This window comes from Dietzia sp. SL131 (genome assembly GCF_026672565.1).
Classification (GTDB): domain Bacteria; phylum Actinomycetota; class Actinomycetes; order Mycobacteriales; family Mycobacteriaceae; genus Dietzia; species Dietzia kunjamensis.
Map to the genome: position 1 here is coordinate 179514 of NZ_JAPPRI010000003.1, position 20599 is coordinate 200112.

The 20599-nt window shown below is 69.5% G+C and carries 19 protein-coding genes; 9 read left to right on the plus strand and 10 right to left on the minus strand.

Going from position 1 to position 20599, the window contains the following annotated elements; all coding sequences use genetic code 11:
- Positions 1-10: 10 nt before the first annotated feature.
- A complete protein-coding gene (locus tag OVA21_RS01495; protein WP_268091628.1) occupies positions 11-1093 on the minus strand; it encodes an alpha/beta hydrolase in 1083 nt (360 codons plus the stop codon).
- Between the two features lie 190 nt (positions 1094-1283).
- Here OVA21_RS01495 and OVA21_RS01500 point away from each other — a divergent pair, with 190 nt between their 5' ends.
- A complete protein-coding gene (locus OVA21_RS01500) occupies positions 1284-2936 on the plus strand; it encodes an AMP-binding protein (protein ID WP_268091629.1) in 1653 nt (550 codons plus the stop codon).
- Positions 2937-2997: 61 nt separating this feature from the next.
- Here OVA21_RS01500 and OVA21_RS01505 read toward each other — a convergent pair whose 3' ends face one another.
- Both OVA21_RS01505 and treS read right to left on the minus strand, forming a co-directional pair.
- The gene (locus OVA21_RS01505) at positions 2998-4383 is read right to left on the minus strand and encodes a maltokinase N-terminal cap-like domain-containing protein (protein ID WP_096906073.1); all 1386 of its coding nucleotides are present in this window, start codon (positions 4381-4383) and stop codon (positions 2998-3000) included.
- Positions 4380-6176 carry a maltose alpha-D-glucosyltransferase gene (gene treS / locus OVA21_RS01510; protein ID WP_268091630.1) on the minus strand — a complete coding sequence of 599 codons (1797 nt, stop codon included), beginning with the start codon at positions 6174-6176 and terminating at the stop codon, positions 4380-4382. The genes OVA21_RS01505 and treS overlap by 4 nt, the downstream gene beginning before the upstream one ends.
- A 34-nt stretch (positions 6177-6210) precedes the next feature.
- Between treS and OVA21_RS01515 the strand changes: the two genes are divergently transcribed.
- From OVA21_RS01515 to OVA21_RS01525, 3 genes are read left to right on the plus strand one after another with little or no spacing between them, the layout of a single operon-like run.
- Entirely contained in the window at positions 6211-6462 is a 252-nt protein-coding gene (locus OVA21_RS01515) for a hypothetical protein (protein WP_067711720.1), read from the plus strand.
- Positions 6459-6803 (plus strand): hypothetical protein, encoded by a 345-nt coding sequence (locus OVA21_RS01520; RefSeq protein ID WP_132062693.1) that lies wholly within the window; start codon positions 6459-6461, stop codon positions 6801-6803. The genes OVA21_RS01515 and OVA21_RS01520 overlap by 4 nt, the downstream gene beginning before the upstream one ends.
- A gap of 10 nt (positions 6804-6813) precedes the next feature.
- The gene (locus OVA21_RS01525; RefSeq protein ID WP_120284605.1) at positions 6814-7857 is read left to right on the plus strand and encodes an LLM class F420-dependent oxidoreductase; all 1044 of its coding nucleotides are present in this window, start codon (positions 6814-6816) and stop codon (positions 7855-7857) included.
- Between the two features lie 19 nt (positions 7858-7876).
- On the opposite strand, the gene OVA21_RS01530 is transcribed toward OVA21_RS01525, so the two are convergent.
- On the minus strand, positions 7877-8737 hold the full coding sequence (locus OVA21_RS01530; protein WP_132062691.1) for a MaoC/PaaZ C-terminal domain-containing protein: 861 nt from the start codon (positions 8735-8737) through the stop codon (positions 7877-7879).
- 1 nt (position 8738) lies between these two features.
- On the minus strand, positions 8739-10469 hold the full coding sequence (kstD, locus tag OVA21_RS01535; protein ID WP_132062689.1) for a 3-oxosteroid 1-dehydrogenase: 1731 nt from the start codon (positions 10467-10469) through the stop codon (positions 8739-8741).
- A gap of 51 nt (positions 10470-10520) precedes the next feature.
- On the opposite strand from kstD, the gene OVA21_RS01540 reads away from it, so the two are divergent.
- Entirely contained in the window at positions 10521-11306 is a 786-nt protein-coding gene (locus tag OVA21_RS01540) for a 2-keto-4-pentenoate hydratase (RefSeq protein WP_096906067.1), read from the plus strand.
- On the opposite strand, the gene OVA21_RS01545 is transcribed toward OVA21_RS01540, so the two are convergent.
- Positions 11303-12067, minus strand: coding sequence for an IclR family transcriptional regulator (locus OVA21_RS01545; protein ID WP_096906066.1), 765 nt, complete (start codon positions 12065-12067; stop codon positions 11303-11305). The genes OVA21_RS01540 and OVA21_RS01545 overlap by 4 nt on opposite strands.
- Before the next feature lie 113 nt (positions 12068-12180).
- On the opposite strand from OVA21_RS01545, the gene OVA21_RS01550 reads away from it, so the two are divergent.
- From OVA21_RS01550 to dmpG, 3 genes are all read left to right on the plus strand, one after another.
- Positions 12181-13728, plus strand: a complete 1548-nt coding sequence (locus tag OVA21_RS01550) for an HNH endonuclease signature motif containing protein (RefSeq protein WP_096906065.1) — start codon at positions 12181-12183, stop codon at positions 13726-13728.
- 89 nt (positions 13729-13817) lie between these two features.
- Positions 13818-14735, plus strand: coding sequence for an acetaldehyde dehydrogenase (acetylating) (locus tag OVA21_RS01555; RefSeq protein ID WP_096906064.1), 918 nt, complete (start codon positions 13818-13820; stop codon positions 14733-14735).
- A gap of 5 nt (positions 14736-14740) precedes the next feature.
- Positions 14741-15805 carry a 4-hydroxy-2-oxovalerate aldolase gene (gene dmpG, locus OVA21_RS01560; RefSeq protein WP_096906063.1) on the plus strand — a complete coding sequence of 355 codons (1065 nt, stop codon included), beginning with the start codon at positions 14741-14743 and terminating at the stop codon, positions 15803-15805.
- A gap of 60 nt (positions 15806-15865) precedes the next feature.
- On the opposite strand, the gene OVA21_RS01565 is transcribed toward dmpG, so the two are convergent.
- The 4 genes from OVA21_RS01565 to OVA21_RS01580 form a co-directional block, all read right to left on the minus strand.
- Positions 15866-16384 (minus strand): flavodoxin domain-containing protein, encoded by a 519-nt coding sequence (locus tag OVA21_RS01565; RefSeq protein WP_132062683.1) that lies wholly within the window; start codon positions 16382-16384, stop codon positions 15866-15868.
- A 40-nt stretch (positions 16385-16424) separates the two neighbouring features.
- Entirely contained in the window at positions 16425-17486 is a 1062-nt protein-coding gene (locus OVA21_RS01570; protein WP_132062681.1) for a ferredoxin--NADP reductase, read from the minus strand.
- Between the two features lie 115 nt (positions 17487-17601).
- Complete coding sequence (locus tag OVA21_RS01575) at positions 17602-17997, minus strand: hypothetical protein (protein ID WP_119192654.1); 396 nt, start codon at positions 17995-17997, stop codon at positions 17602-17604.
- Positions 17997-19220: a Rieske 2Fe-2S domain-containing protein gene (locus tag OVA21_RS01580; RefSeq protein WP_268091631.1), complete on the minus strand. Its 1224-nt coding sequence runs from the start codon at positions 19218-19220 to the stop codon at positions 17997-17999. Before OVA21_RS01580 ends, OVA21_RS01575 begins: the two co-directional genes overlap by 1 nt.
- Before the next feature lie 187 nt (positions 19221-19407).
- On the opposite strand from OVA21_RS01580, the gene hsaA reads away from it, so the two are divergent.
- Positions 19408-20583, plus strand: a complete 1176-nt coding sequence (gene hsaA, locus OVA21_RS01585) for a 3-hydroxy-9,10-secoandrosta-1,3,5(10)-triene-9,17-dione monooxygenase oxygenase subunit (RefSeq protein ID WP_119192656.1) — start codon at positions 19408-19410, stop codon at positions 20581-20583.
- Positions 20584-20599: the final 16 nt, after the last annotated feature.

The following is a 20599-nucleotide window of genomic DNA, read 5'->3' on the forward strand; positions in this document are numbered from 1 at the left end:
CCCGAGTGGCTCAGCCCCGCAGGCAGCCGCGCACGAACGATCCGATGTCCCGCACCGCGATCTTCGCCTCGGGGACGAGCGGGTGGAAGACCTGGAACACGTGGAACTGGTGGGGCCACAGCTGGAACTCGTGGCGCACCCCGTGTTCGGCGAAGTTCTCGGCCATCGCCTCGATGCCCCCGCGGAAGATCTCCTCGCCGCCGCACTGGATGAGGAACGGCGGCCAGTCGGGCGAGGGCTCGTAGTTGATGGGGGAGATCGCCGGATCGTCCGTGTCCACACCCGGTGCGTACTGGCGACGACACAGTTCGGCCAGGCCCAGCGCGAGGAAGGGGTCCTTGCGCGCCCGGTCCCGCGCGGTCATGTCGGTGAAGTCCAGGTCGACCCACGGGGAGAGAAGGACGACGCCGGCGGGCATCGCCGCCCCGGTCCGCTCGAGGTGGGCGACCAGCTGCATCGCCAGATTGCCCCCCGCGGAATCTCCGGCGACCACGATGTTCTCGGCCGGGAAGCCCATCTCCAGCAGCCACTCCCACCCGGCGATCGTGTCCTCGGTGGCCGCCGGGTGCGGGTGCTCCGGGGCGAGTCGGTAGTCCGGCAGGAACACGGGGACGCCGGTCTCGCTGGCGATCCTCGACGCCAGGGCCTTGTGCGACCACGGCGATCCGAACGTGAAGCCACCCCCGTGGATGTGGAAAATGACCTTGTCCGAGTCGAAGAAGCGTTTGCGGCCCACCCAGAGGCCGGGCACGGGCCCGTCCCCGGACCAGTCGTTGGTGCTCTCCAGGGCGGCCGCCCGCCCGGCGCCGGAGGTCAGCGCACGCAGGCGGCCGAGCGAGACTTCCGTCGCGGGCATCCTGTCCAGCGCCGGGCGGACGAACATCCGCAGCCCTCCCGCGAGCCCGCGGGACCGCAGAGTGCCCTGCTCGGACGGGCCGTGCAGGGTCGGGCCGCGCCGCCGCGAGGGCCGGTCGGCCTCCCGCGCCGACGAGCGACGGCCATCCTGCGGCACGTCACCCGACCCCGTCGAACGCGGCAGCCGGAGACCGCCGTCGTACGGCGGGCCGGGATTTCTGGACCGTGATCCGCTCATGTTCGCAATGTAGGCCCTCCCCGGCCCCACTGCTGCAGCGACCTGCCGGTGCGGCCGCCTATAGTGAATAGAACCTGTTCCAGCAATCTGAAATCAGCGCAGGTCAGACCCGCGTCTGGACACGAGAACAAGTTCAGGTCACAATGTGAGAGACGACACAGTTAGCCCCCGCGTGCAAAGGACCCGCCCGATGACTGATGCAGCAGCCGACCAGTCCACCGATCCCCTCGCCGGGACCAATCCGGAGATGAACGAGGCCGCCGTCTTCGAGGCCGTGGCCGACAAGATCCCGGACAACCTCCTGCTCACGATGGACGGGGTCGACTACACCTACCGTCAGATCGACGAGCTCGCCAACCGGATGGGTCATCTCCTCAAGGCCCACGGTGCGGAGCCGCAGAGCCATATCGCGCTGTACATGAAGAACAGCGCCGAGCACATGGCGGCCATCGTCGCGGCCATGAAGATCCGGGTGGCCGGGATCAACGTCAACTACCGCTACACCCCGGCCGAGCTGGTCTACCTGTTCAACGACTCGCAGTCGGTCGCCGTCCTGGTCGACGCGGAGTTCGCGGAGACCATGGCCGCCGCCGTGCCCAAGCTCGAGACCGCCCGCACGGTCCTCGTCGTGGGTGGCGTCCCGCAGGTCCTCGCCGACGCCTGCGCCGAGAACGGCCTGACGGTCGTCGACGTGGACGCCGAACTGCCGGGACAGTCCGCGGAGCGGGAATTCGAGCCCGTGCGCGGCGACGACCACTGGATCGTCTACACGGGCGGCACCACCGGGTTCCCCAAGGGCGTCCAGTGGCACATGTCGGACTACTACTACGCGTGCCTGTCCGGCGGTAACCCGTACGGCGACAAGCGGCACAGCCCGCAGGAGGTCGCGGACAACGTCTCGCCCGAGGGCGGTTTCAAGATCGTCATCTCGGCCCCGCTCATGCACGGCGCCGGCCTGTTCACCCTGCTGACCTTCGTCAACCTGGGCGGCCACCTGGTCATGTTCCGCGACTTCGACGCCGAGGTGATCGTGGACGCGACCGCCGAGTACAAGGCCCAGCTGCTGATGTTCGTCGGCGACGGCATGGCGGTCCCGATCACCGACGCGCTGCTCGCGGCGAAGGACACCAAGGACTTCAGCGCCATGTTCATGGTCGCGTCCGGCGGCGGCATCTGGTCCAAGACCTCCCGCGACCGGCTGATCGAGGCGTTCCCGAACGTCATCATCCGCGACAACTTCGGCGCGTCCGAGACCGGCAACGACGGCGAGATGAATCTCAACGAGCAGGGTGAGATGCTCCTGGCCCCCACCCCGCGCCTCGGGGTGATCGACGAGTCGAACCGTCCGATCACGCCCGGGTCGGACGAGGTCGGGTACATCGTCCGACGCGGCCACGTCCCCCTCGGCTACTGGAACGATCCGGAGAAGACCGCCAAGACCTTCCCGGAGGTCGGTGGCCAGCGGGTGGCGGTGCTCGGTGACATGGGCCAGATCCGCGAGGACGGGACCATCGTCTTCCTGGGCCGCGGCTCGGGTTGCATCAACACCGGTGGCGAGAAGGTGTTCCCGGAGGAGGTCGAGCAGGCGCTCAAGGCGCACCCGGCCGTCCATGACGCGCTGGTCGCCGGTGCTCCCGACGAGCGGTACGGCCAGAAGGTCGCCGCGGTCGTGTCGTTCCGCGAGGGCATGTCGGCCGAGCAGGAGGAGCTCTCGGCGTTCCTGCGCGAGTCCCTGGCGAACTACAAGGTCCCCAAGGTGATCGTCGACGTCCCCGAGATCCGACGCTCGCCCGCGGGCAAGGCCGACTACAAGTGGGCCAAGGAGCGGATCTCGAGCAACTGACGCCTCACGGTGTCGCCCCTGTCGCCCACCCGCCCGACCGGCCGGGTGGGCGACAGACGTGTCAGTCCGCGGTGAGGATGCGCCGCACCGCGCCCATCGGCACCGCGACCCAGCCGGGTCGGTTCCGCGTCTCGTAGACGACCTCGTACAGCGCCTTGTCGAGCGTGTAGGCCCGCAGCAGCGCACCGGTCTCGCGCGGGTCGGAGTCACCGACCTCGGCGTACCCCGCGCAGAAGGCGTCGACGTTGCGGTCGCGCCACTCGCGGGCCCGGAACCGCAGCTGCCGGTCCTCCACACCGACCAGGGTGTGCTGTGCCGCGTAGTCGAGACTGCGCAGGATGCCGGCCACGTCGCGGGCGGGGGCGTCGGCCACCCGTCGCTCGGCGAGGGGCGCGGCCGGCTCGCCCTCGAAGTCGATGACGATCCACCGGTCCGGGGCCCGCAGCGTCTGGCCGAGGTGCAGGTCGCCGTGGATGCGGTGCACCCGCACCGGGCCGGATCCCGCCACCTCGTCGAAGACCGCCCGGGCCGCGTCGGCGAACTCCGCCAGCTCCGGCACCTCCGCCACCGCGGCATCCAGGCGGGCCCGCATCGACGCCACCAGATCGGTGCCGTCCCGGGTGCTCACCCCGGTCGCCGCCGCCAGGTCCTCGTGCACCTGCGCGACGGCCGCGCCCAGCCGGAAGCTCTCGTCGGCGAAGTCGGTGCCGACCTCCTCGGCGAGCAGGTCGGCCTCGGCGAACAGGTCGCGCACGCTCGCCGTGGCCATCGCCCACCCGTCCGCCGCCCCGGCCATGAACTCCTGGGCCATGGCGAGCGTGGTGGGCCCGGCCCCGGTGTCGCCGGCGGCGGTGTCGTCGTCGTCCAACTCCACCCATCCCCGCAGCGCCGCCACCGCCGGGCACTCCCGGTCGGCCAGCGCGGCGTGCAGCTCCACGTCGGGGTTCACGCCCGGCTGGACCAGCCGGAACACCTTGACCATGAGGTCGTCGCCGTACACCAGCGACGAGTTGGACTGCTCACCCTCCAGCAGCCGCCCCCACGTGGGCTCGGGCAGCGTGGCGCCGGGGACCAGTCGGAACCGCAGCCCGCCGACCTCGTCCTGCCCGGCCAGGTGGCGGAGCAGGGACTCGGTGCCGCGGGGGTCGCGCAGTCCGTCGTAGATCACGGGGGAGGCGCCCTCCGGGGTCAACGGGAACGCCCGTCGGTCACCCGGCAACTCGGCCGCGGTCGCGATCGGCACCTGGTAGCGCTGGGGCCGACCGTCCACCTCGAGATCCACCAGCAGGTGCTCGACCAGGACCTCGGGATCGTCCAGGAACACCTCGCGCCGGGTGATCCGCACTCCGGTGAGTTCCAGCCCCTTGCCGGCGAACCACCGCTGTTCGGGCAGCCAGTCGGTGAGCAGTCGGGCGATCGTGTCGTCGCCGATCGGGGTGATGCTCACAGTCCCTCCTCCGGGCTGCGCAGCTCGAGCCAGTAGAAGCCGTACCCGGGCAGCGTGAGCTGGTACGGGTCGGCGTCGACCTCGGGAAACGGCACCCCGCCGGTGAGCTCGACGGGCTGGTGGCCGGCGTACTCCGCCAGGTCCAGGCGCACCGCCTGCGGGAAGCGCGACAGGTTGTTGACGCACAGGATCACGTCGGCCCCGGCGCTCTCGGACCCGTGCGTGCGCAGGTAGGACAGGATCGACGGGTTGGACCCGCCGAGGTCGGTGAACTCGCCCAGCCCGAACGCCGGGTGGCTCTTGCGGACGTGGATCATGCGCCGCGTCCAGTGCAGCAGGCTGGCGGTGGAGTTCATCTGCGCCTCCACGTTGACGCCCTGGTAGCCATACAGGGGGTCCATGATCGCGGGCAGGTACAACCGGCCCGGATCACAGCGGGAGAACCCGGCATTGCGGTCGGGGCTCCACTGCATCGGAGTGCGGACGGCATCGCGGTCGCCGAGCCAGATGTTGTCGCCCATACCGATCTCGTCGCCGTAGTACAGCATCGGCGACCCGGGCAGGCTCAACAGCAGCGCGGTGAACAGCTCGAGCTGGTTGGTGTCGCCGTCGAGCAGCGGGGCCAGGCGCCGGCGGATGCCGATGTTCGCCTTCATCCGCGGGTCCTTGGCGTACTCGGCGTACATGTAGTCGCGTTCCTCGTCGGTGACCATCTCGAGCGTCAGCTCGTCGTGGTTGCGCAGGAAGATCGCCCACTGCGCCGACGACGGGATGTCCGGGGTCTGGGCGAGGATCTCGGTGACGGGGAACCTGGACTGCCGCCGCACCGCCATGAAGATCCGAGGCATCAGCGGGAAGTGGAACGCCATGTGGCACTCGTCGCCCACCTCGGACTCGCCGAAGTAGTCCACCACGTCCTCGGGCCACTGGTTGGCCTCGGCCAGCAGCACACGCCCGGGAAACTCCTCCTCGACCACGGCCCGGCACTTGCGGAGGAACTCGTGGGTCTCGGGCAGGTTCTCGCAGTTGGTGCCGTCGCGCTCGAACAGGTACGGCACGGCGTCCAGGCGGAACCCGTCGATGCCCAGGTCCAGCCAGAAGCGCAGGACGTCGATCATCGCCTCCTGGACCTCGGGGTTGTCGTAGTTGAGGTCGGGCTGGTGGGAGAAGAAGCGGTGCCAGTAGAACTGTCCGCGCACCGGGTCGTAGGTCCAGTTGGACGACTCGGTGTCGACGAAGATGATGCGGGCCTCCGGGTACCGGGCGTCATCGTCCGACCAGACGTAGAAGTCGCCGTACGGGCCCGTCGGGTCCGCTCGGGACTCCTGGAACCACGCGTGGGTGTCGGAGGTGTGGTTCATGACCAGGTCGGTGATCACCCGGATACCCCGGCTGTGCGCCTGCTCGAGGAGCTCCACGAAGTCCTCGACGGTGCCGAACTCCGGCAGCACGGTGCGGAAGTCGCGGATGTCGTACCCGCCGTCGCGCAGCGGCGAGTCGTAGAACGGCGGCAGCCACAGGCAGTCCACGCCGAGCCATTCGAGGTAGTCGAGCTTCTCGATGAGCCCGCGCAGATCGCCGGTGCCGTTGCCGTCGGAATCGTAGAAGGCCCGCACCAGGACCTCGTAGAACACCGCGGACTTGTACCAGTCGTGGTTGATCTCGAGTTCGGTGGCGTGACGGTAGTCGTCCGCGCTGGGCTCGACGACGTGCCCGTCGTCGGTGAGCTCCGGATCGGCCGCACGGGGATCGGCGGGGTGTGACTCGGACTGAAGGCTGGGCTTCGGTGCCATGGGGGCGAGCCTACGGCCCCGTACGATCCGTTGCATGCGGAAAATCGACCCGGCGCGGTGGTATCGGGGCCGGCACGGTCGGCGCGCCCGTGCGCTCGCGGTGCGGCTCGACGGCGACGACGACGAGGTGGTCATCCGACCCTGGGAGCTACGGCTACCCCGGTCGGTCGTCTACGCGGCGGCCCGGTCCAGGGGCCTGGAACCGGTGGGGGGCACGCGGGCACTCGTGCAGCGGGGCCCCTGGCTGGACCCGATGCGGTTCACCCGCGTGGCGGTGCGGCGGTGAGCCCCGGCTGGGTGCTCACGCTCGTGGCGCTGCTCCCGCTCGTCGCGTGGGGGATCGCGGCCTGTGTGGTCGCGGTGCGCCGGTGGCTGCGTCGCCGGGGGGACGAACCGACGCGCCGACTGCGACTGGCCCGGATGCTGGGGACCGCCGACCTCGTCGTCGTCCCCACCTCCGACGTCGACCTGCCCGAGCACACCGTCCTGGAGGTCGCCTCCGACGCGGGGATGCGGCTGGTGGGATACGAGCGCTCCGATTCGCCGCTGCGTCGCCGGGTCGGGGTGTTCGTGCGGATCGGCGGCGAGGTCGACGCGGTGATCCGCGGCGACCGGACCCCCCGGTAGCGTTGCGCGCATGCGCATCGGAATGGCTCTCAACTACAGCGGCGGATTCGCCGAGACGGCCGCGGAGGCCGCCGACCTCGAGCGGGCGGGACTGGACATCGCGTTCGTCCCCGAGGCCTACTCGTTCGACGCGGTCAGCCAGCTCGGCTACCTCGCGGCCAAGACATCCACCATGGAGCTGGCCTCGGGCATCCTGCAGATCTACACCCGCACGCCCACGCTCACCGCGATGACCGCGGCCGGCCTGGACTTCGTCTCCGACGGCCGCTTCACCCTCGGCCTGGGCGCCTCCGGGCCGCAGGTGGTCGAGGGTTTCCACGGCGTGAAGTACGACGCGCCGCTGGCCCGGACGCGGGAGGTCATCGAGATCTGCCGCAAGGTGTGGCGCCGCGAGAAGGTCGTCCACGACGGCAAGAAGTACCAGATCCCCCTGCCCGCCGATCAGGGCACGGGACTGGGCAAGCCGCTCAAGCTCATCAACCACCCCGTGCGCGAGAACATCCCGATCATCCTCGCCGCCCTGGGACCGAAGAACGTCGAGCTCGCGGCCGAGGTCGCGAACGGCTGGCAGCCGCTGTTCTTCCACCCGGAGAAGGCGGACGTGGCCTGGGGTGACGCGCTGGCCAGGGGCCGGGAGAAGCGCGATCCGTCGCTGGGCGAACTCGAGGTCTACGCGGGGCCCGCACTGGCGATCTGCGAGGAGGACGAGGTCCCCGGCTACCTGGACTTCGTGCGACCGCACCTGGCCCTCTACATCGGCGGCATGGGCGCGCGCGGCAAAAATTTCTACAACGAGCTCGCCTGCCGCTACGGCTACGAGGCCGAGGCCGCCCGTATCCAGGACCTCTACCTGGACGGCAAGAAGGACGAGGCCGCCGCGGCCGTGCCCGACGAGCTGGTCCGGTCGGTCTCTCTCATCGGCCCGGCGGGATACGTGGCCGAGCGGGTCGAGGCGTTCCGCGAGGCCGGCGCCACCACGCTCACCGTCACCCCGATGGCGCTCGACGCCCCGGGTCGCCTCCGGCTGGTGGAGCAGTTCCGCGAGCTCTGCTGAACCGCCCCACCAGCGCCGGTCAGGCGAGGTCGACCACCACGTTCTTCAGCACGGGGGCGTCGTCGCGCTCGGCGACGGTCGCCGCCACGAGCAGTCGCGAGCCCTCCTCCCACACCCGGATGCGCATGGTCTCGCCGGGGAAGAAGATGCCGCCGAAGGTGACTCCGTAGCCGCCGACGCGCGCCACGTCGCCGCCGAGCACCTGATCCACGACCGCCCGCAGGACCAGGCCGTACGAGCACAGGCCGTGGAGGATCGGGCGGGGGAACCCGGCCGCCTCGGCGAACGCGGGATCGGAGTGCAGCGGGTTGCGGTCGCCGCAGAGGCGGTAGAACAGCGCCTGCTGGGGGAGCGTGGCCACCTCGATCGTGTGGTCGGCCTCCCGCTCGGGGTACTCGACCTTCTCGGAGGTCCCGCGATCGCCGCCGAAGCCACCCTCGCCGCGGGCGAAGATGCCCGAGCGCGAGGTCCACAGCTTCTGACCGTCGGCGGAGACCGTCTCGGACTCCTGGATGATCACCGCGGCCGAGCCCTTGTCCTGGATCTCGGCGATCGTCGTCGTCGTCGTCGCCGTTCCGGCCGCCGGGATGGGCCGGTGCAGTCTCACCGACTGGCTGCCGTGGACGACCTTGGCCAGGTCGATCTCCACGCCCGGGAAGGATACGCGGGGGGCCTCGGTGACGTTCATCGTCGCGGCGACGGTGGCGAACGACGGCAGCACCTTGGGCGCCGTGTCGTGAACGTACTCCAGACCGGTGGTGTCCATCGGGTCGGCGGCGGCGCCCACCGACAGGGCGTAGAGCGCCACGTCGGAGGCGGTCCAGGAGAACTCCTGCGAGGGGAGCTCGGCCCCGAGGGCCTTGTCGAGGTCGATCGGCACGTCAGACTCCCGTCGTGGCGGTGGTGGGGGCGGAGGCCAGCATGTTCTCCACGGCGAGGTAGCCGAAGACCATCGCGGGGCCGATGGTGGCGCCCGGGCCGGCGTAGGTGTGGCCCATGACCGGCGAGGAGGCGTTGCCCGCGGCGTAGAGGCCCTCGATCACGGAGCCGTCCTCGCGCAGGACGCGGCCGTGGACGTCGGTGTTCGCGCCGCCCTTGGTGCCGAGGTCACCGGGCACCATCTTGGCGGCGTAGAACGGCGCCTTGCGGACCGGGCCGAGGCTCGGGTTGGGCTTGTTGGTCGGGTCGCCGTAGTAGTGGTCGTAACCCGACTCGCCGCGGCTGAAGTCCTCGTCGACGCCCTTGTCGGCGAAGCCGTTGAACTTCTCGGCGGTCCGCTCGAGCGCCTCCGCCGGCACGCCGATGAGGTCGGCGAGCTCGGCGAGGGTGTCCGCCTTGTGGAAGTTCTCGGTCTCGAGCCACTTCCTGGGCAGCGGCTGCTTGGCCTGCAGACCAGCGAAGAGGTACCTGTTCTTGTACTCCTGGTCGAAGACGATCCAGGCCGGGACGTTCTCGCCGGGCGTCCCCTCCTGCCCGGCGGGTGCCTGTCCGAACTCGCCGCCGTACATCTTGTGGCCGGCCTCGACGTAGGGCAGCGACTCGTTCATGAACCGCTCACCACGGGAGTTGACCATGAACGAGCACGGCAGCGAGCGCTCGGCCAGCGCGAACCAGGGGCCGCGCGGCAGCAGGATCGTCGGACCCCACCAAGCGTCCTCCATGAAGGACAGTGAGGCGCCGGTCTTCTCCATGTACTCGATTCCCTCACCGGTGTTGGCCGCGGCCCCGACCGTCCACGAGGTGGGGATGGGCTGACGCTGGTACTTGTCGCGCATCTCCTGGTTGTGCTCGAAGCCACCGGACCCGATCACCACGCCGAGTCGCGCACGGAGGGTCACCTCCTCGCCGCCGCGGGTGACGGTGATGCCCACGACGCGCTCATGGGTGCCCGAACCCTCGGTGACCAGGCCGGTCATGGGGGTCTCGAGCCACACCGGAACGCCGGCGTCGAGCAGGCCCTTGCGCATCGCGGCGATGAGCGCGCGACCCATCCCCACCGAGTTCTGCCCGCGCGCCTTGGCGAGGAACATCCGGAGGGCGACCCGGATCGAACGCCTGATGCCCTTGGTGTGCGGACGCTGGAGGAGGTTGAGCCAGCGGTAGTCGGACTGCATCACCACCATGTTGACCGGCGCCTTGGCGTAGCCCGGCTCCAGCTTGTCGGCCTCGGACCCGAGCTGGCGGAGGTCGAACGGCTTGGGCTCGACGGACCGGCCGCCGAGACGCCCACCGGGAGCCTCGGGGTAATAGTCGGAGTAGTCCTTGACCCACTCCAACCGCAGGGGGCTGTTGGCGAGGACGAAGTCCAGGACCTCGGGACCGCGGTCGACGTAGGTGTCGATCTTCTCGGGCTCCACCGCGTCGCCGATGATCGAGCGGAGGTACGTGCGGGCCGCCTCCGGGGTGTCCAGGACGCCGTCGCGTCGGAGCACCGAATTGTTGGGGATCCACACGCCGCCGCCGGAGCGCGCGGTGGAGCCTCCGTAGTGGGGGGCCTTCTCAACGAGGACCACGCTGAGGCCCTTCTTTGCTGCAGCGAGGGCGGCCGTCATGCCTGCTCCACCGCTGCCGACGACGACGACGTCGAATTCCTGGTCTGCCATGTAGAACACGTTATAGAACTGAGCGCCGTGGCGCCAGACGGCCCAGGTAGCATCCCCCTCATGCTGAACGAGGAGACCCGCGCCACACTTGCCCAGCGACTCTGGGACGCCGAGTCGGACGTCGCGCCGATCGCGCCGCTGACCGACGACCATCCTGACATGACCCCGGACGACGCCTTCGAGATCCAGCTGGTCAACATCCGCCGCAGGCTCGATGCCGGCGCGGTGGTGACCGGCCACAAGGTGGGCCTGGCGTCCAAGGCGATGCAGGAGATGATGGGCGTCGACGAGCCCGACTACGGGCATCTGCTCGACACGATGGAATACCCCGAGGGCACCGCGATCGAGGCGGCCCGGTTCTGCTTCCCGCGGGTCGAGGTGGAGGTCGGCTTCATCCTGGGCGCCGACATCCCGCCGGAGGGATGTTCCCAGGAGGAGGCCGCCGCGGCGATCGAGTGGGTCGTCCCCTCGATCGAGTTGATCGACTCCCGCATCCGGGACTGGAAGATCACGCTGCCCGACACGATCGCGGACAACGCCTCGTCGTGTGGCTACGTGGTGGGCGAGCAGCGGGTCCGGCTCGCGGACATCGACGTCGCGGCGATCGACGCGACCCTCTACAAGAACGGCGAGTTCCTCGCGTCCGGGCGTTCCGACGCGGTGCTCGGTAACCCGCTCAATTCGGTCGGGTGGCTCGCGTCGACGGTCGCCAAGTTCGGTGTCCGTCTGCGCAAGGGCGACGTGATCCTTCCGGGCACCGCGATCCGCGCGATGGACGCCGCCCCGGGCGACAGCTTCCGCGCCGAGTTCGCCGGGCTGGGCGACGTCACCATGGACTTCCGCTAACCGTCCGCGGCCAGCGCGCGACCGGCCGCCGCGGCGACGCGGGTGACCAGCGGCTCGAGCCGGGCCAGCGCGCTCTCGTCCGCCGCGCTGGCGGACAACGCGGCGACGGCCCGCGTCCCGCCTGCGCGCTCCTCGTCGTCGTCGTCGAACACCGGCGCCGCCACGCAGTACAGGCCGGGCGTGAGCTCGGCGCGGTCGATCGCGCGTCTCCTCCGTCGTATCTCGGCGAGCTCCACCGCCAGGGCGTCGGGGGAGGTCACAGTGGTGTCCGTCCACTCGACCAACGGCTCCTGCGCCACGCGCTCGGCCGCTGCCTCGTCGAACGCCAGCATCGCCTTTCCCACCCCTGTGCAGTACGCCGGCAGGCCGCCGCCGATCCGCGACGGCGACGGGATCGGCCGCGGCCCGTGCAACTTGTTGAGGTAGACCACCTCGTCGCCGTGCAGGGTGGCCAGGTGAACGGTCGCGCGCGTGGCCTCGAAGAGGTGCGCGAGAAACGGTGTGAGCACCCGGCGGATCCGCTCGTACGCCGGCGAGACCGGGATCGGGTCCAGCTCGTGCACCAACGGCCCCAGCCGGTAGCGCTGCCCGATCCTCGTCACCGCGTCGTTGCGCTCGAGCGCGGCCAGGAGGCGCAGCGTCGTGGACTTGGCCAGCCCGGTCTCGCGCGCGATCTCACTGAGCGTCATCCCTGTCCCGCCCGCCGTCACGCGTAGCACCTCGAAGGCGCGGTCGACGGGAGAAGAGGGGGGCTCGGTCATGCGGTGAGTGTAGCGCGCGGGTCGGACACCGGAGGCCGGGCGGATCGAACGCTTGCGCTAACGCCTGCAGTGCCGTACTGTCGAACACAAGTTCTAAATCGAGCGCGAGGGGGGTGGGGGAATTGTCGACGACGAAGTCACTGTTCGCGGTTCCGGAATCCCTGGGCGGGCTCGACTCGACGGAGGTGAGCGAGGCGGCACGGGCCGCGACCCTGGCGCAGAACCGGGCAGGTGCGACCCGGCTGGAGGCGGCAGCGGCCCTGGTCGAGCAGATGTCCCGGGCGGATGAGGTCGGCACGGGCGTCGACCGCACCGAAGGGGTCGCCGGGAGCGGTGCTCGTGCACGTTCGGCATACGCACGGTTGGACCCGCAATCCAGGGCTCGTGACCATCTCGTGGCGGCCTGTCAGCTCACGTGCTGGCACGCCGCGCGTCTGGTCACCGCCGGGGTCCAGATCCATTCGCGGCTCGCGCGACTGCGGGCCTCGGTGGAGCGCGGGGTCGTTCCCGAACAGCTCGCCATCGACATCGCCTGCAAGCTGGCCGAGGTGCCCGACTCGATCGTCTCGGACGTGGAGGACGAGGTCGTGGCGGGCATCGTCGACGACCTGGACGGCGGTGACCGGCCGACTCGCAATTCGGTGGACGGCCGGATCGATGAGGCCGTCGGCCGGCTCGACCCGGAGGGCGCCGAGGATGCCCGGGCCCGGGCGGCGCTCACGCGTACGGTCCGGTTCCGGTCGGGCCGGAACGGGATGGCCTCGATGTGGGCGAAGCTGCCTCTGGCCGATGCGGAGTTGCTGCGGGGACGTATCGAGACCGACGCCCGCGCTGCCTCCGGAGACGGGGTGCCCGGCACGCTGGATCAGCTGCGTGCCGACGCTCTCGCCTCCCTCGCCGTGTACGCCCCGGCGCCCGCCCCGGCCCCGGCGCCCGCCGACGCCGGCGGGACGGACTCCGGCCCGGGGGACGACGGATCGATCGAGCTGGGTGAGGTCACCGTGGGTGCGGACATGCCCAGGCCGTCGCTCGGTAACGCCGCCGCAGCCGGCCGGCCGATCCGGGTGAGCGTGATCGCCGCGGCCGCGCAGGGGCTGCCCAACCGCGTGGAATTCGTGCACGGCGCATACAGCAGTTACTCCTGGTTGTGCCAGCAGTTGCTGGAGGGCGCCGACGCACGCGTGCGGTTCGAACTCGTCGACCCCGCCCCCGGCGTGCTCGACTCCCCGGAACACGCCCTGCGCTACCTGATCACCCCCGCGATGGCGGAGCGCATCCGCATGCGCGACGGCACCTGCCGACATCCGGGGTGTTCGGTTCCCGCGGAGGACTGTGACGTGGACCATGTGATCGCGTTCAACACGAAGGATCCCGAACTCGGCGGGCCGACCACCGAGTGGAACCTCGTCTGCCTGTGTCGGAAACACCACCGGGAGAAGACGTTCGGGACCAACGCCTACAGGCCCGGCCCACTCGGCGAACTGATCATCCTCACCGACACCGGACACCAACACCGCACCAGACCCAAGGGCCCCTTGGCCCGTGCGCGCGACGCCATACGGGAACGCGAGTGGAACGCCTTCGCCGACCGGCTCATCAGCGCAGACGGTCACCTCACGAACCCTCCGGGCGCGGCCCGGGCGCGCGCACGGCCGGCCTGAGTGCCGGCGTGCACCGCCCTGGAGTGCCGCGATTTCACTGAGTGGCACAACCTGTTGTCCCGCGAGCCCGCCCGCGCGACACTTCCGTCATGACAGACAAGACCAAGCTCACCGCCGCGATCGTGGGGTCCGGCAACATCGGAGCCGACCTCATGTACAAGCTTGAGCGCAGCGAGTACATCGAGCCCAAATGGATGATCGGCATCGACGCCGAGTCCGAGGGCATGAAGCGCGCCGCCGACCACGGCCTCACCTGCATGGCGGGCGGCGCCGACGAACTGCTCACCTCCATCGAGGCCGGTGGCGAGAAGCCCGACCTGCTGTTCGAGGCCACCAGCGCGTACGTGCACAAGGCCTACGCGCCCAAGTACGAAGAGGCCGGCATCATCGCCATCGACCTCACCCCGGCCGCGGTCGGCCCGATGGTCATCCCGCCGGCGAACCTCCACGAGCACGTCGACGCCCCCAACCACAACATGGTCACCTGCGGCGGCCAGGCCACCATCCCGATGGTCCACGCCGTGTCCTCGGTTGTGCCCGTGGAATACGCCGAGATCGTCGCCTCCGTCTCCTCCGAGTCGGCCGGCCCGGGCACCCGCGCCAACATCGACGAGTTCACCGAGACCACCAAGCTGGCGATCGAGAAAGTGGGCGGCGCCAAGCGCGGCAAGGCCATCATCATCCTCAACCCGGCCGAGCCGCCGATGATCATGCGCGACACGATCTTCTGCGCCATCCCCGAGGATGCGGACCACGACCTCATCACCACCGCCATCCGCACGCGGGAGAAGGAGATCCAGGAGTACGTGCCGGGTTACCGCCTACTCCAGGAGCCGCAGTTCGACCCTCCCACCGAGATCACCGGCGGCATGGCCCGCGTCGCGATCTTCGTCGAGGTCGAGGGCGCCGGAGACTTCCTGCCGCCGTACGCCGGCAACCTCGACATCATGACCGCCGCCGCCACCAAGGTCGGCGAGGACATCGCCAAGACCAAGCTCGGAGTGTGACAGACATGGACATGACCAACCCGCACAACGCCCAGGCCCGCGCGTACAGCTCCGAGCTCGACATCCGGGTCACCGACTCCTCGCTCCGCGACGGTTCGCACCACAAGCGGCACCAGTTCTCCGTCGAGGACGTCCGCAACGTCGTCGCCGCGCTCGACGGCGCCGGCGTCCCGGTCATCGAGGTCACCCACGGCGACGGCCTCGGCGGCGCCTCCTTCAACTACGGCTTCGCCAAGTCGTACGACCAGGACCTCATCAAGGTCGCGGCCGAGACCGCAAAGCAGGCCAAGATCGCATTCCTCACGCTGCCCGGCCTGGGTATCAAGGACGACATCCTCCAGGCCCGGGACAACGGCGGGTCGATCTGCCGCGTGGCCACCCACTGCACCGAGGCCGACGTCTCGATCCAGCACTTCGGCTACGCCCGCGACCTCGGCCTGGAGACCGTCGGTTTCCTCATGATGAGCCACACCCAGCCGCCGGAGGTGCTCGCGAAGCAGGCCCGGATCATGGCCGACGCCGGCTGCCAGTGCGTCTACATCGTCGACTCGGCGGGGGCGCTCGTCATGGACCAGGTCTCCGACCGCGTCTCGGCTCTCGTCGCCGAGCTCGGTGACGACGCCCAGGTCGGTTTCCACGGCCACGAGAACCTCGACATCGGCGTGGGCAACTCCATCATGGCCATCCGCGCGGGCGCCCAGCAGATCGACGGCTCCACCCGTCGGTTCGGCGCCGGCGCGGGCAACACGCCCGTCGAGGCACTGGTCGGCGTGTGCGACAAGCTCGGCATCACCACCGGCGTCGACTTCTTCAAGATCGCCGACGCCGCGGAGGACGTGGTGCGCCCGCTCATGCCGAGCGAGTGCGTCGTCGACCGCCAGGCCATGATGCTCGGCTACGCCGGCTGCTACTCGTCCTTCATGAAGCACGCCGAGGGCCACGCGCAGCGGTACGACGTGCCGGCCTCGGAGATCCTCCTCCGCGCCGGTGAGCGTCGACTCGTGGGCGGCCAGGAGGACCAGCTCATCGACATCGCGCTGGAGATCCAGAAGGAGCGTGCGAACGCCTGATCCTCCCGGCCTGCAGCCGCGCGCCCCGGATGACCCCCGGAATGCGCGGCTGCTGGCGGTTCAGGGGGCGGTGTCGCCGCCGTCCGCCCAGGCCACGACCGGGTCGAGGGCCGTCTCGTCGACGAAGTGCAGGGGCTCGCCGGACAACAGCATCCGCGCGGCGGGCGTGTCGGGGGTCCTGCGCAACTGGCGGCGGAGCGCGGCCATGAGGGTGCGGTCGACCCAGTTGAGCCGGGCTGGGTCGAGGTCACCTCGGACGTGGAAGGTGGTGACGGCCCGGCCGGTGGCGGTGATCAGGCGGGCGGAGAGGGAGCCGCGCCCGGGGTCGTCCGCGGGGGAGAGCGCGACGACGACGAGGGCGACCCGCCCGGGAGCCGAGCGGATAGCCCGGATGATCCGACGTCGCCCGAGGATCCGGGTCGCGTAGACGGGCGCGAGCAGGATCAGCGGGTCGGCGTCGGATGCGGGGGCGAGGTCGGCGAGCTCGACCGCGGGCGCGCCGAGTCGCCTCCCGAGCGCGGTGGCGTAGCGCCGGGTGGAGCCGTACCTGGAGGCGAAGGCGACGACGGGGCTGGTCACGCCACCGAGTTTGCCAGCCCCGGCTGGATTCCGAGCGGGCTCACTCGGAGTACGACACCTCGACGCGGTCGGTCTTGGGGAGGAGTTGGCAGCTCAGGACGTATCCCTCTTCCACTTCTTCGGGGTCGAGGATCCCGTTGTGCATCATCTCGACCTCACCGGACTTGAGGATGCAGGCGCACGCCGAGCACTCGCCCTTCCGGCAGGAGAACGGTGCCTTGATCCCCTTGGAGAGCAGGACGTCGAGGAGCGGGGTCTTGCGGGGCCAGGAGACCTCGTGGACCTCGTCGTCGAGCTCGACGATCGCGGTCGCCGGGCCGGCGCCGTCCTCGTCGGCCGACTCGTCGATGACGATCTCGGCGAACGGGTCGCCCTCGATCGAGGAGAACACCTCGGTGTGGATGAAGTGCATGTCGGCGCCCGAGCGGCGGAGCCCGTCCTTGACGGTCTCCATGAACGGCGCCGGTCCGCAGATGTAGGAGTGCCGCTTGGTCGCGACGGGCTGGAGGAGGTTGCCGATCATCTCCGCGGTGGGGATGCCGGAGACCGACTCGAGCCAGTGGAGAACGGTGAGGCGGTCGGGGTTCTCCCGCTGGAGGCGCTGCAGCTCGTCCTTGAAGATGACCGACTTCTCGTCGCGGTTCGCATAAACCATGACGATGTGGCCGGTGCCCTGGGCGAGGGCCGACTTGAGGATCGACATCACGGGGGTCACGCCCGAACCCGCGGCCAGGAGGATGAAGTCCTGGTCGAGATTCTTGGGCGTGAAGATGCCGGACGGGGCGAGCACGTGCATGCTCATACCGGCCTCGGCGTTGTCGCACAGCCAGTTGGACCCGTATCCGTCGATCGTGCGCTTGACGGTCACCTTGAGCCGGGCGTCCTCGGTGGGGGAGCTCGACAGGGAGTAGCAGCGCGCGACGGATCCGGTCCGCTCACTGGGAACTCGCAGGGTGAGGAACTGTCCGGGGGTGTACCGGAAGTCGTCCTCGCAGCCGGCGGGGATGTCGAAGACGATCGACTTGGCGTCGGCGGTCTCCTCGATCACCTCGGCGATCGTGAGCTCGCGCACGAAGGAGCCGAGCGGGGTATTTTCGGTCATGGATCGGGAGCCTATCGCTTGGATACGCGCGGACGGGTTTCTGCGCACTGTCCCAGACGACGGCGACCTCCTCCGGGCTGTTCTCGCCTCGGGGAAGTCGCCGGACGTCGGGGTGTTACTCGGGGACGTAGAGCGGGTTCACCATGTGCTCGTCGTCGGCCGGGTCGACGCCCTCGGCGATGGTCAGCAGACCCTCGGCGTAGGCGTAGCGGATGCTCGCGAGCATCCGGGGGCACGTGTCCTCGCCATCGGGCCGTGCACCACCCTCGCGCCACTCGTTGAGGACTGGGCAGTTACGGTCGCCGCCCTCCGTCCACTGGATCGAGGTGTGCTTCTCGCTGTTCTTGCGCACGGCCACGCTGGTGCCACACCTGCGGCACTCGACGGGCTGGAAGCCGGCCCGCGTGTAGGTCTCGCGATCCAGGTCGGTGTACTCGTGGAGCCGCGCGGCGCGCGCCGGGTCGGTCTCGTCCCAGGTGGGCGCGCGCCGCGAATCGTTCTTCTTGAACATCAGTTCTTCGACGGGGCCGCGCCCGCCTCGCCGGCGACCTCGGCCATGCCGGTGTACTGGGTCTGCTCGTCGGAGATCTCCGCCTCGCCCGCCGCCTGCTTGCGCATGTTCTCGGCGACCTCGCTCTCCCAGTACTGGTTGGCCGCGGTGGTGTCGACCTCGAACTCGAAACGCTCCTGCATCTCGGGCTCGACCTTGTCGCGGTCCACGTAGAACTGCTCGTACCAGCGGCGGAGCTGGTAGACGGGGCCGTCCTCCTCGCAGAGGAGGGGGTTGGCGATCGAGGACTTGCGCTGCCAGATCCGGACGTCCTGGAGGAAGCCCTCGCCGAAGAAGGTCGCGATCTTCGCCGCCATCTTCGCCGACGTCTCGTCGTCGAAGCCCTGCGGCTTCTTCACCGAGAGTCCGTACATGAGCACGAACGAGTTCTGGTCGATCGGGTAGTGGCAGTTGATGAGGATCGCGTCGGTGACGAAGTCGCCGTACATCTGCTTGAGGGGGTTGATCATGTATGCGGGGCCGAAGTACGAGGCCTCGGACTCCAGGAGGGTGTCGCCGTACTTGCCGCCGGACGGGTCGTGGTCCGGACGGCCCTTGGTGTTGAGGTACTGGGTCGCCGTCTGGCCCTCGAAGACGTTCTTGAAGTACGTCGGGAACGCGAAGTGGATGTAGTAGAAGTGGGCCATGTCGACGACGTTGTCGACGATCTCCATGCAGTTGGAGCCCTCGATGACGAGGCGGTTCCACTCCCAGTCGGTCCACTCACCGGTGTCGTACTCGGCGATCACCGGGATGGCGTCCTGCTCGAGGGGCGGGTTGCCCTCGTGGTCGTGCCAGACGAAGACTTGGCCGGACTGGACGTTGGTGATCCACGCGCGGGTCTTGGCGCGCAGGGGAACGCGCTTGGCGTAGGGGATGCCCTTGCACTTGCCGTCGCCACCCCAGCGCCAGTCGTGGAACGGGCACGCGATGTTGCCGTCCTTGATCGAGCCGTCGGACAGGTCGCCGCCCAGGTGGCGGCAGTACGCGTCGAGGACCTTGATCTCGCCCTCGTCGTCGGCCCACACCACGAGCTTGGTGCCGAAGGCGTGGATGGAGTGGGGCTTGCCGTCGGAGAACTCCTTGACGGTGCCGATGCAGTGCCAGCCGCGTGCATATCGATCCCGGGCCTTGCCGGTATCGATCTCGCGGGCGGCTCCGGGGGCTGAGCCGGGTGCGGTCATGATTCCTCCTGAGGGGCGTGAGCCGGATGAGAACAGGTTATAGAATGGGCGGGCAGGCCACAACCAGGGTGCGTAAGTGCTGGCACAGGGTGCCAGAAGCTCTTGCCCGGAGGCGGTTGCCTGGTGCAAAATTGTAACGTGTTCTAGTCTAGTCCGCATCACCCCCACGAACGCCAGAGAGGTTCACATGAGCGAGTACGCCTCCCACGAGGTCATCGACCGCATCACGGCTCTGCTGCCCGGTTTCGCCGAGCGGGCCCAGGAGACGGAGGACCTGCGCAAGGTCCATCCCCAGAACATCGCGGAACTCGACGAGGCCGGCTTCTTCAAGCTGTGCCAGCCGGCCCAGTGGGGCGGGTACGAGGCGGACATGGAGACCTTCTACACCGCTGTCAAGACCATCGCGACGGCGTGCCCGTCCACCGGGTGGTGCGCGAGCATCCTCGGTATCCACAACTGGCACCTCGCGCTCTTCCCGCAGCAGGCGCAGGAGGACGTGTGGGGCGAGGACCCGACGGTGCGGATCTCGTCCTCGTACGCGCCGATGGGTGCGGCGAAGAAGACCGCCGACGGGTTGGTGCTCAACGGCAAGTGGTCCTGGTCCTCGGGTTCCGACCACGCCGACTGGGTCTTCGTGGGCGGCCCGGTGCTCGACGACAACGGCAAGATGGTCGACTTCTGCACGTTCCTGGTCGAGAAGTCCCAGTACGAGATCCTCGATGTCTGGCACGTCGCCGGGCTCAAGGGCACCGGCTCCAACGACATCCTGGTCAAGGACGCACTCATCCCGGAGCACCGCGTACTGTCCTTCGGTCTCATGGCGGCCACCAAGAGCCCCGGGCTCGAGGTCAACACCAACCCCATCTACAAGATGCCGTGGGGCACCATCCACCCCACCACCATCTCGACGCCGATCGTCGGCATGGCGTTCGGCTGCTACGAGGTGCACCGCGGGCACCAGCGTGAGCGCGTGCGCGCCGCGTTCGGCACCGCGGTCAAGGACGATCCGTTCGCCAAGGTGCGCCTGGCCGAGGCGGCCGGTGACATCGACGCGGCGTGGCTGCAGCTCATGCGCAACGTGCGCGAGGAGCAGGACATCATCACCGCCGGCGGGTACCCGGACATGGAGCTCCGCACGCGCGCCCGCCGCGACCAGGTCCGGGCCACGCAGCGGTCGATCGACGCCATCGGTCTGCTGTTCCAGAACTCCGGGGCCCGCGCCCTGGAGGAGACCTCGCCGATCCAGCGATTCTGGCGGGATGCCAACGCCGGGCGGGTCCACGCCGCCAACGAGGCCACCAAGGCGTACATCATGTATGGGCAGAACGAGTTCGGCGAAAAGGTCACCGACTCGATGGTCTGATCCGCCTCACGGATCG

Coding starts and splice junctions, on each gene's coding strand:
- OVA21_RS01495 (WP_268091628.1), bottom strand. CDS start 1,093: ATGAGCGGATCACGGTCCAGAAATCCCGGCCCGCCGTACGACGGCGGT.
- OVA21_RS01500 (WP_268091629.1), top strand. CDS start 1,284: ATGACTGATGCAGCAGCCGACCAGTCCACCGATCCCCTCGCCGGGACC.
- treS (WP_268091630.1), bottom strand. CDS start 6,176: ATGGCACCGAAGCCCAGCCTTCAGTCCGAGTCACACCCCGCCGATCCC.
- OVA21_RS01515 (WP_067711720.1), top strand. CDS start 6,211: ATGCGGAAAATCGACCCGGCGCGGTGGTATCGGGGCCGGCACGGTCGG.
- OVA21_RS01525 (WP_120284605.1), top strand. CDS start 6,814: ATGCGCATCGGAATGGCTCTCAACTACAGCGGCGGATTCGCCGAGACG.
- OVA21_RS01540 (WP_096906067.1), top strand. CDS start 10,521: ATGCTGAACGAGGAGACCCGCGCCACACTTGCCCAGCGACTCTGGGAC.
- OVA21_RS01545 (WP_096906066.1), bottom strand. CDS start 12,067: ATGACCGAGCCCCCCTCTTCTCCCGTCGACCGCGCCTTCGAGGTGCTA.
- OVA21_RS01555 (WP_096906064.1), top strand. CDS start 13,818: ATGACAGACAAGACCAAGCTCACCGCCGCGATCGTGGGGTCCGGCAAC.
- dmpG (WP_096906063.1), top strand. CDS start 14,741: ATGGACATGACCAACCCGCACAACGCCCAGGCCCGCGCGTACAGCTCC.
- OVA21_RS01570 (WP_132062681.1), bottom strand. CDS start 17,486: ATGACCGAAAATACCCCGCTCGGCTCCTTCGTGCGCGAGCTCACGATC.
- OVA21_RS01575 (WP_119192654.1), bottom strand. CDS start 17,997: ATGTTCAAGAAGAACGATTCGCGGCGCGCGCCCACCTGGGACGAGACC.
- OVA21_RS01580 (WP_268091631.1), bottom strand. CDS start 19,220: ATGACCGCACCCGGCTCAGCCCCCGGAGCCGCCCGCGAGATCGATACC.
- hsaA (WP_119192656.1), top strand. CDS start 19,408: ATGAGCGAGTACGCCTCCCACGAGGTCATCGACCGCATCACGGCTCTG.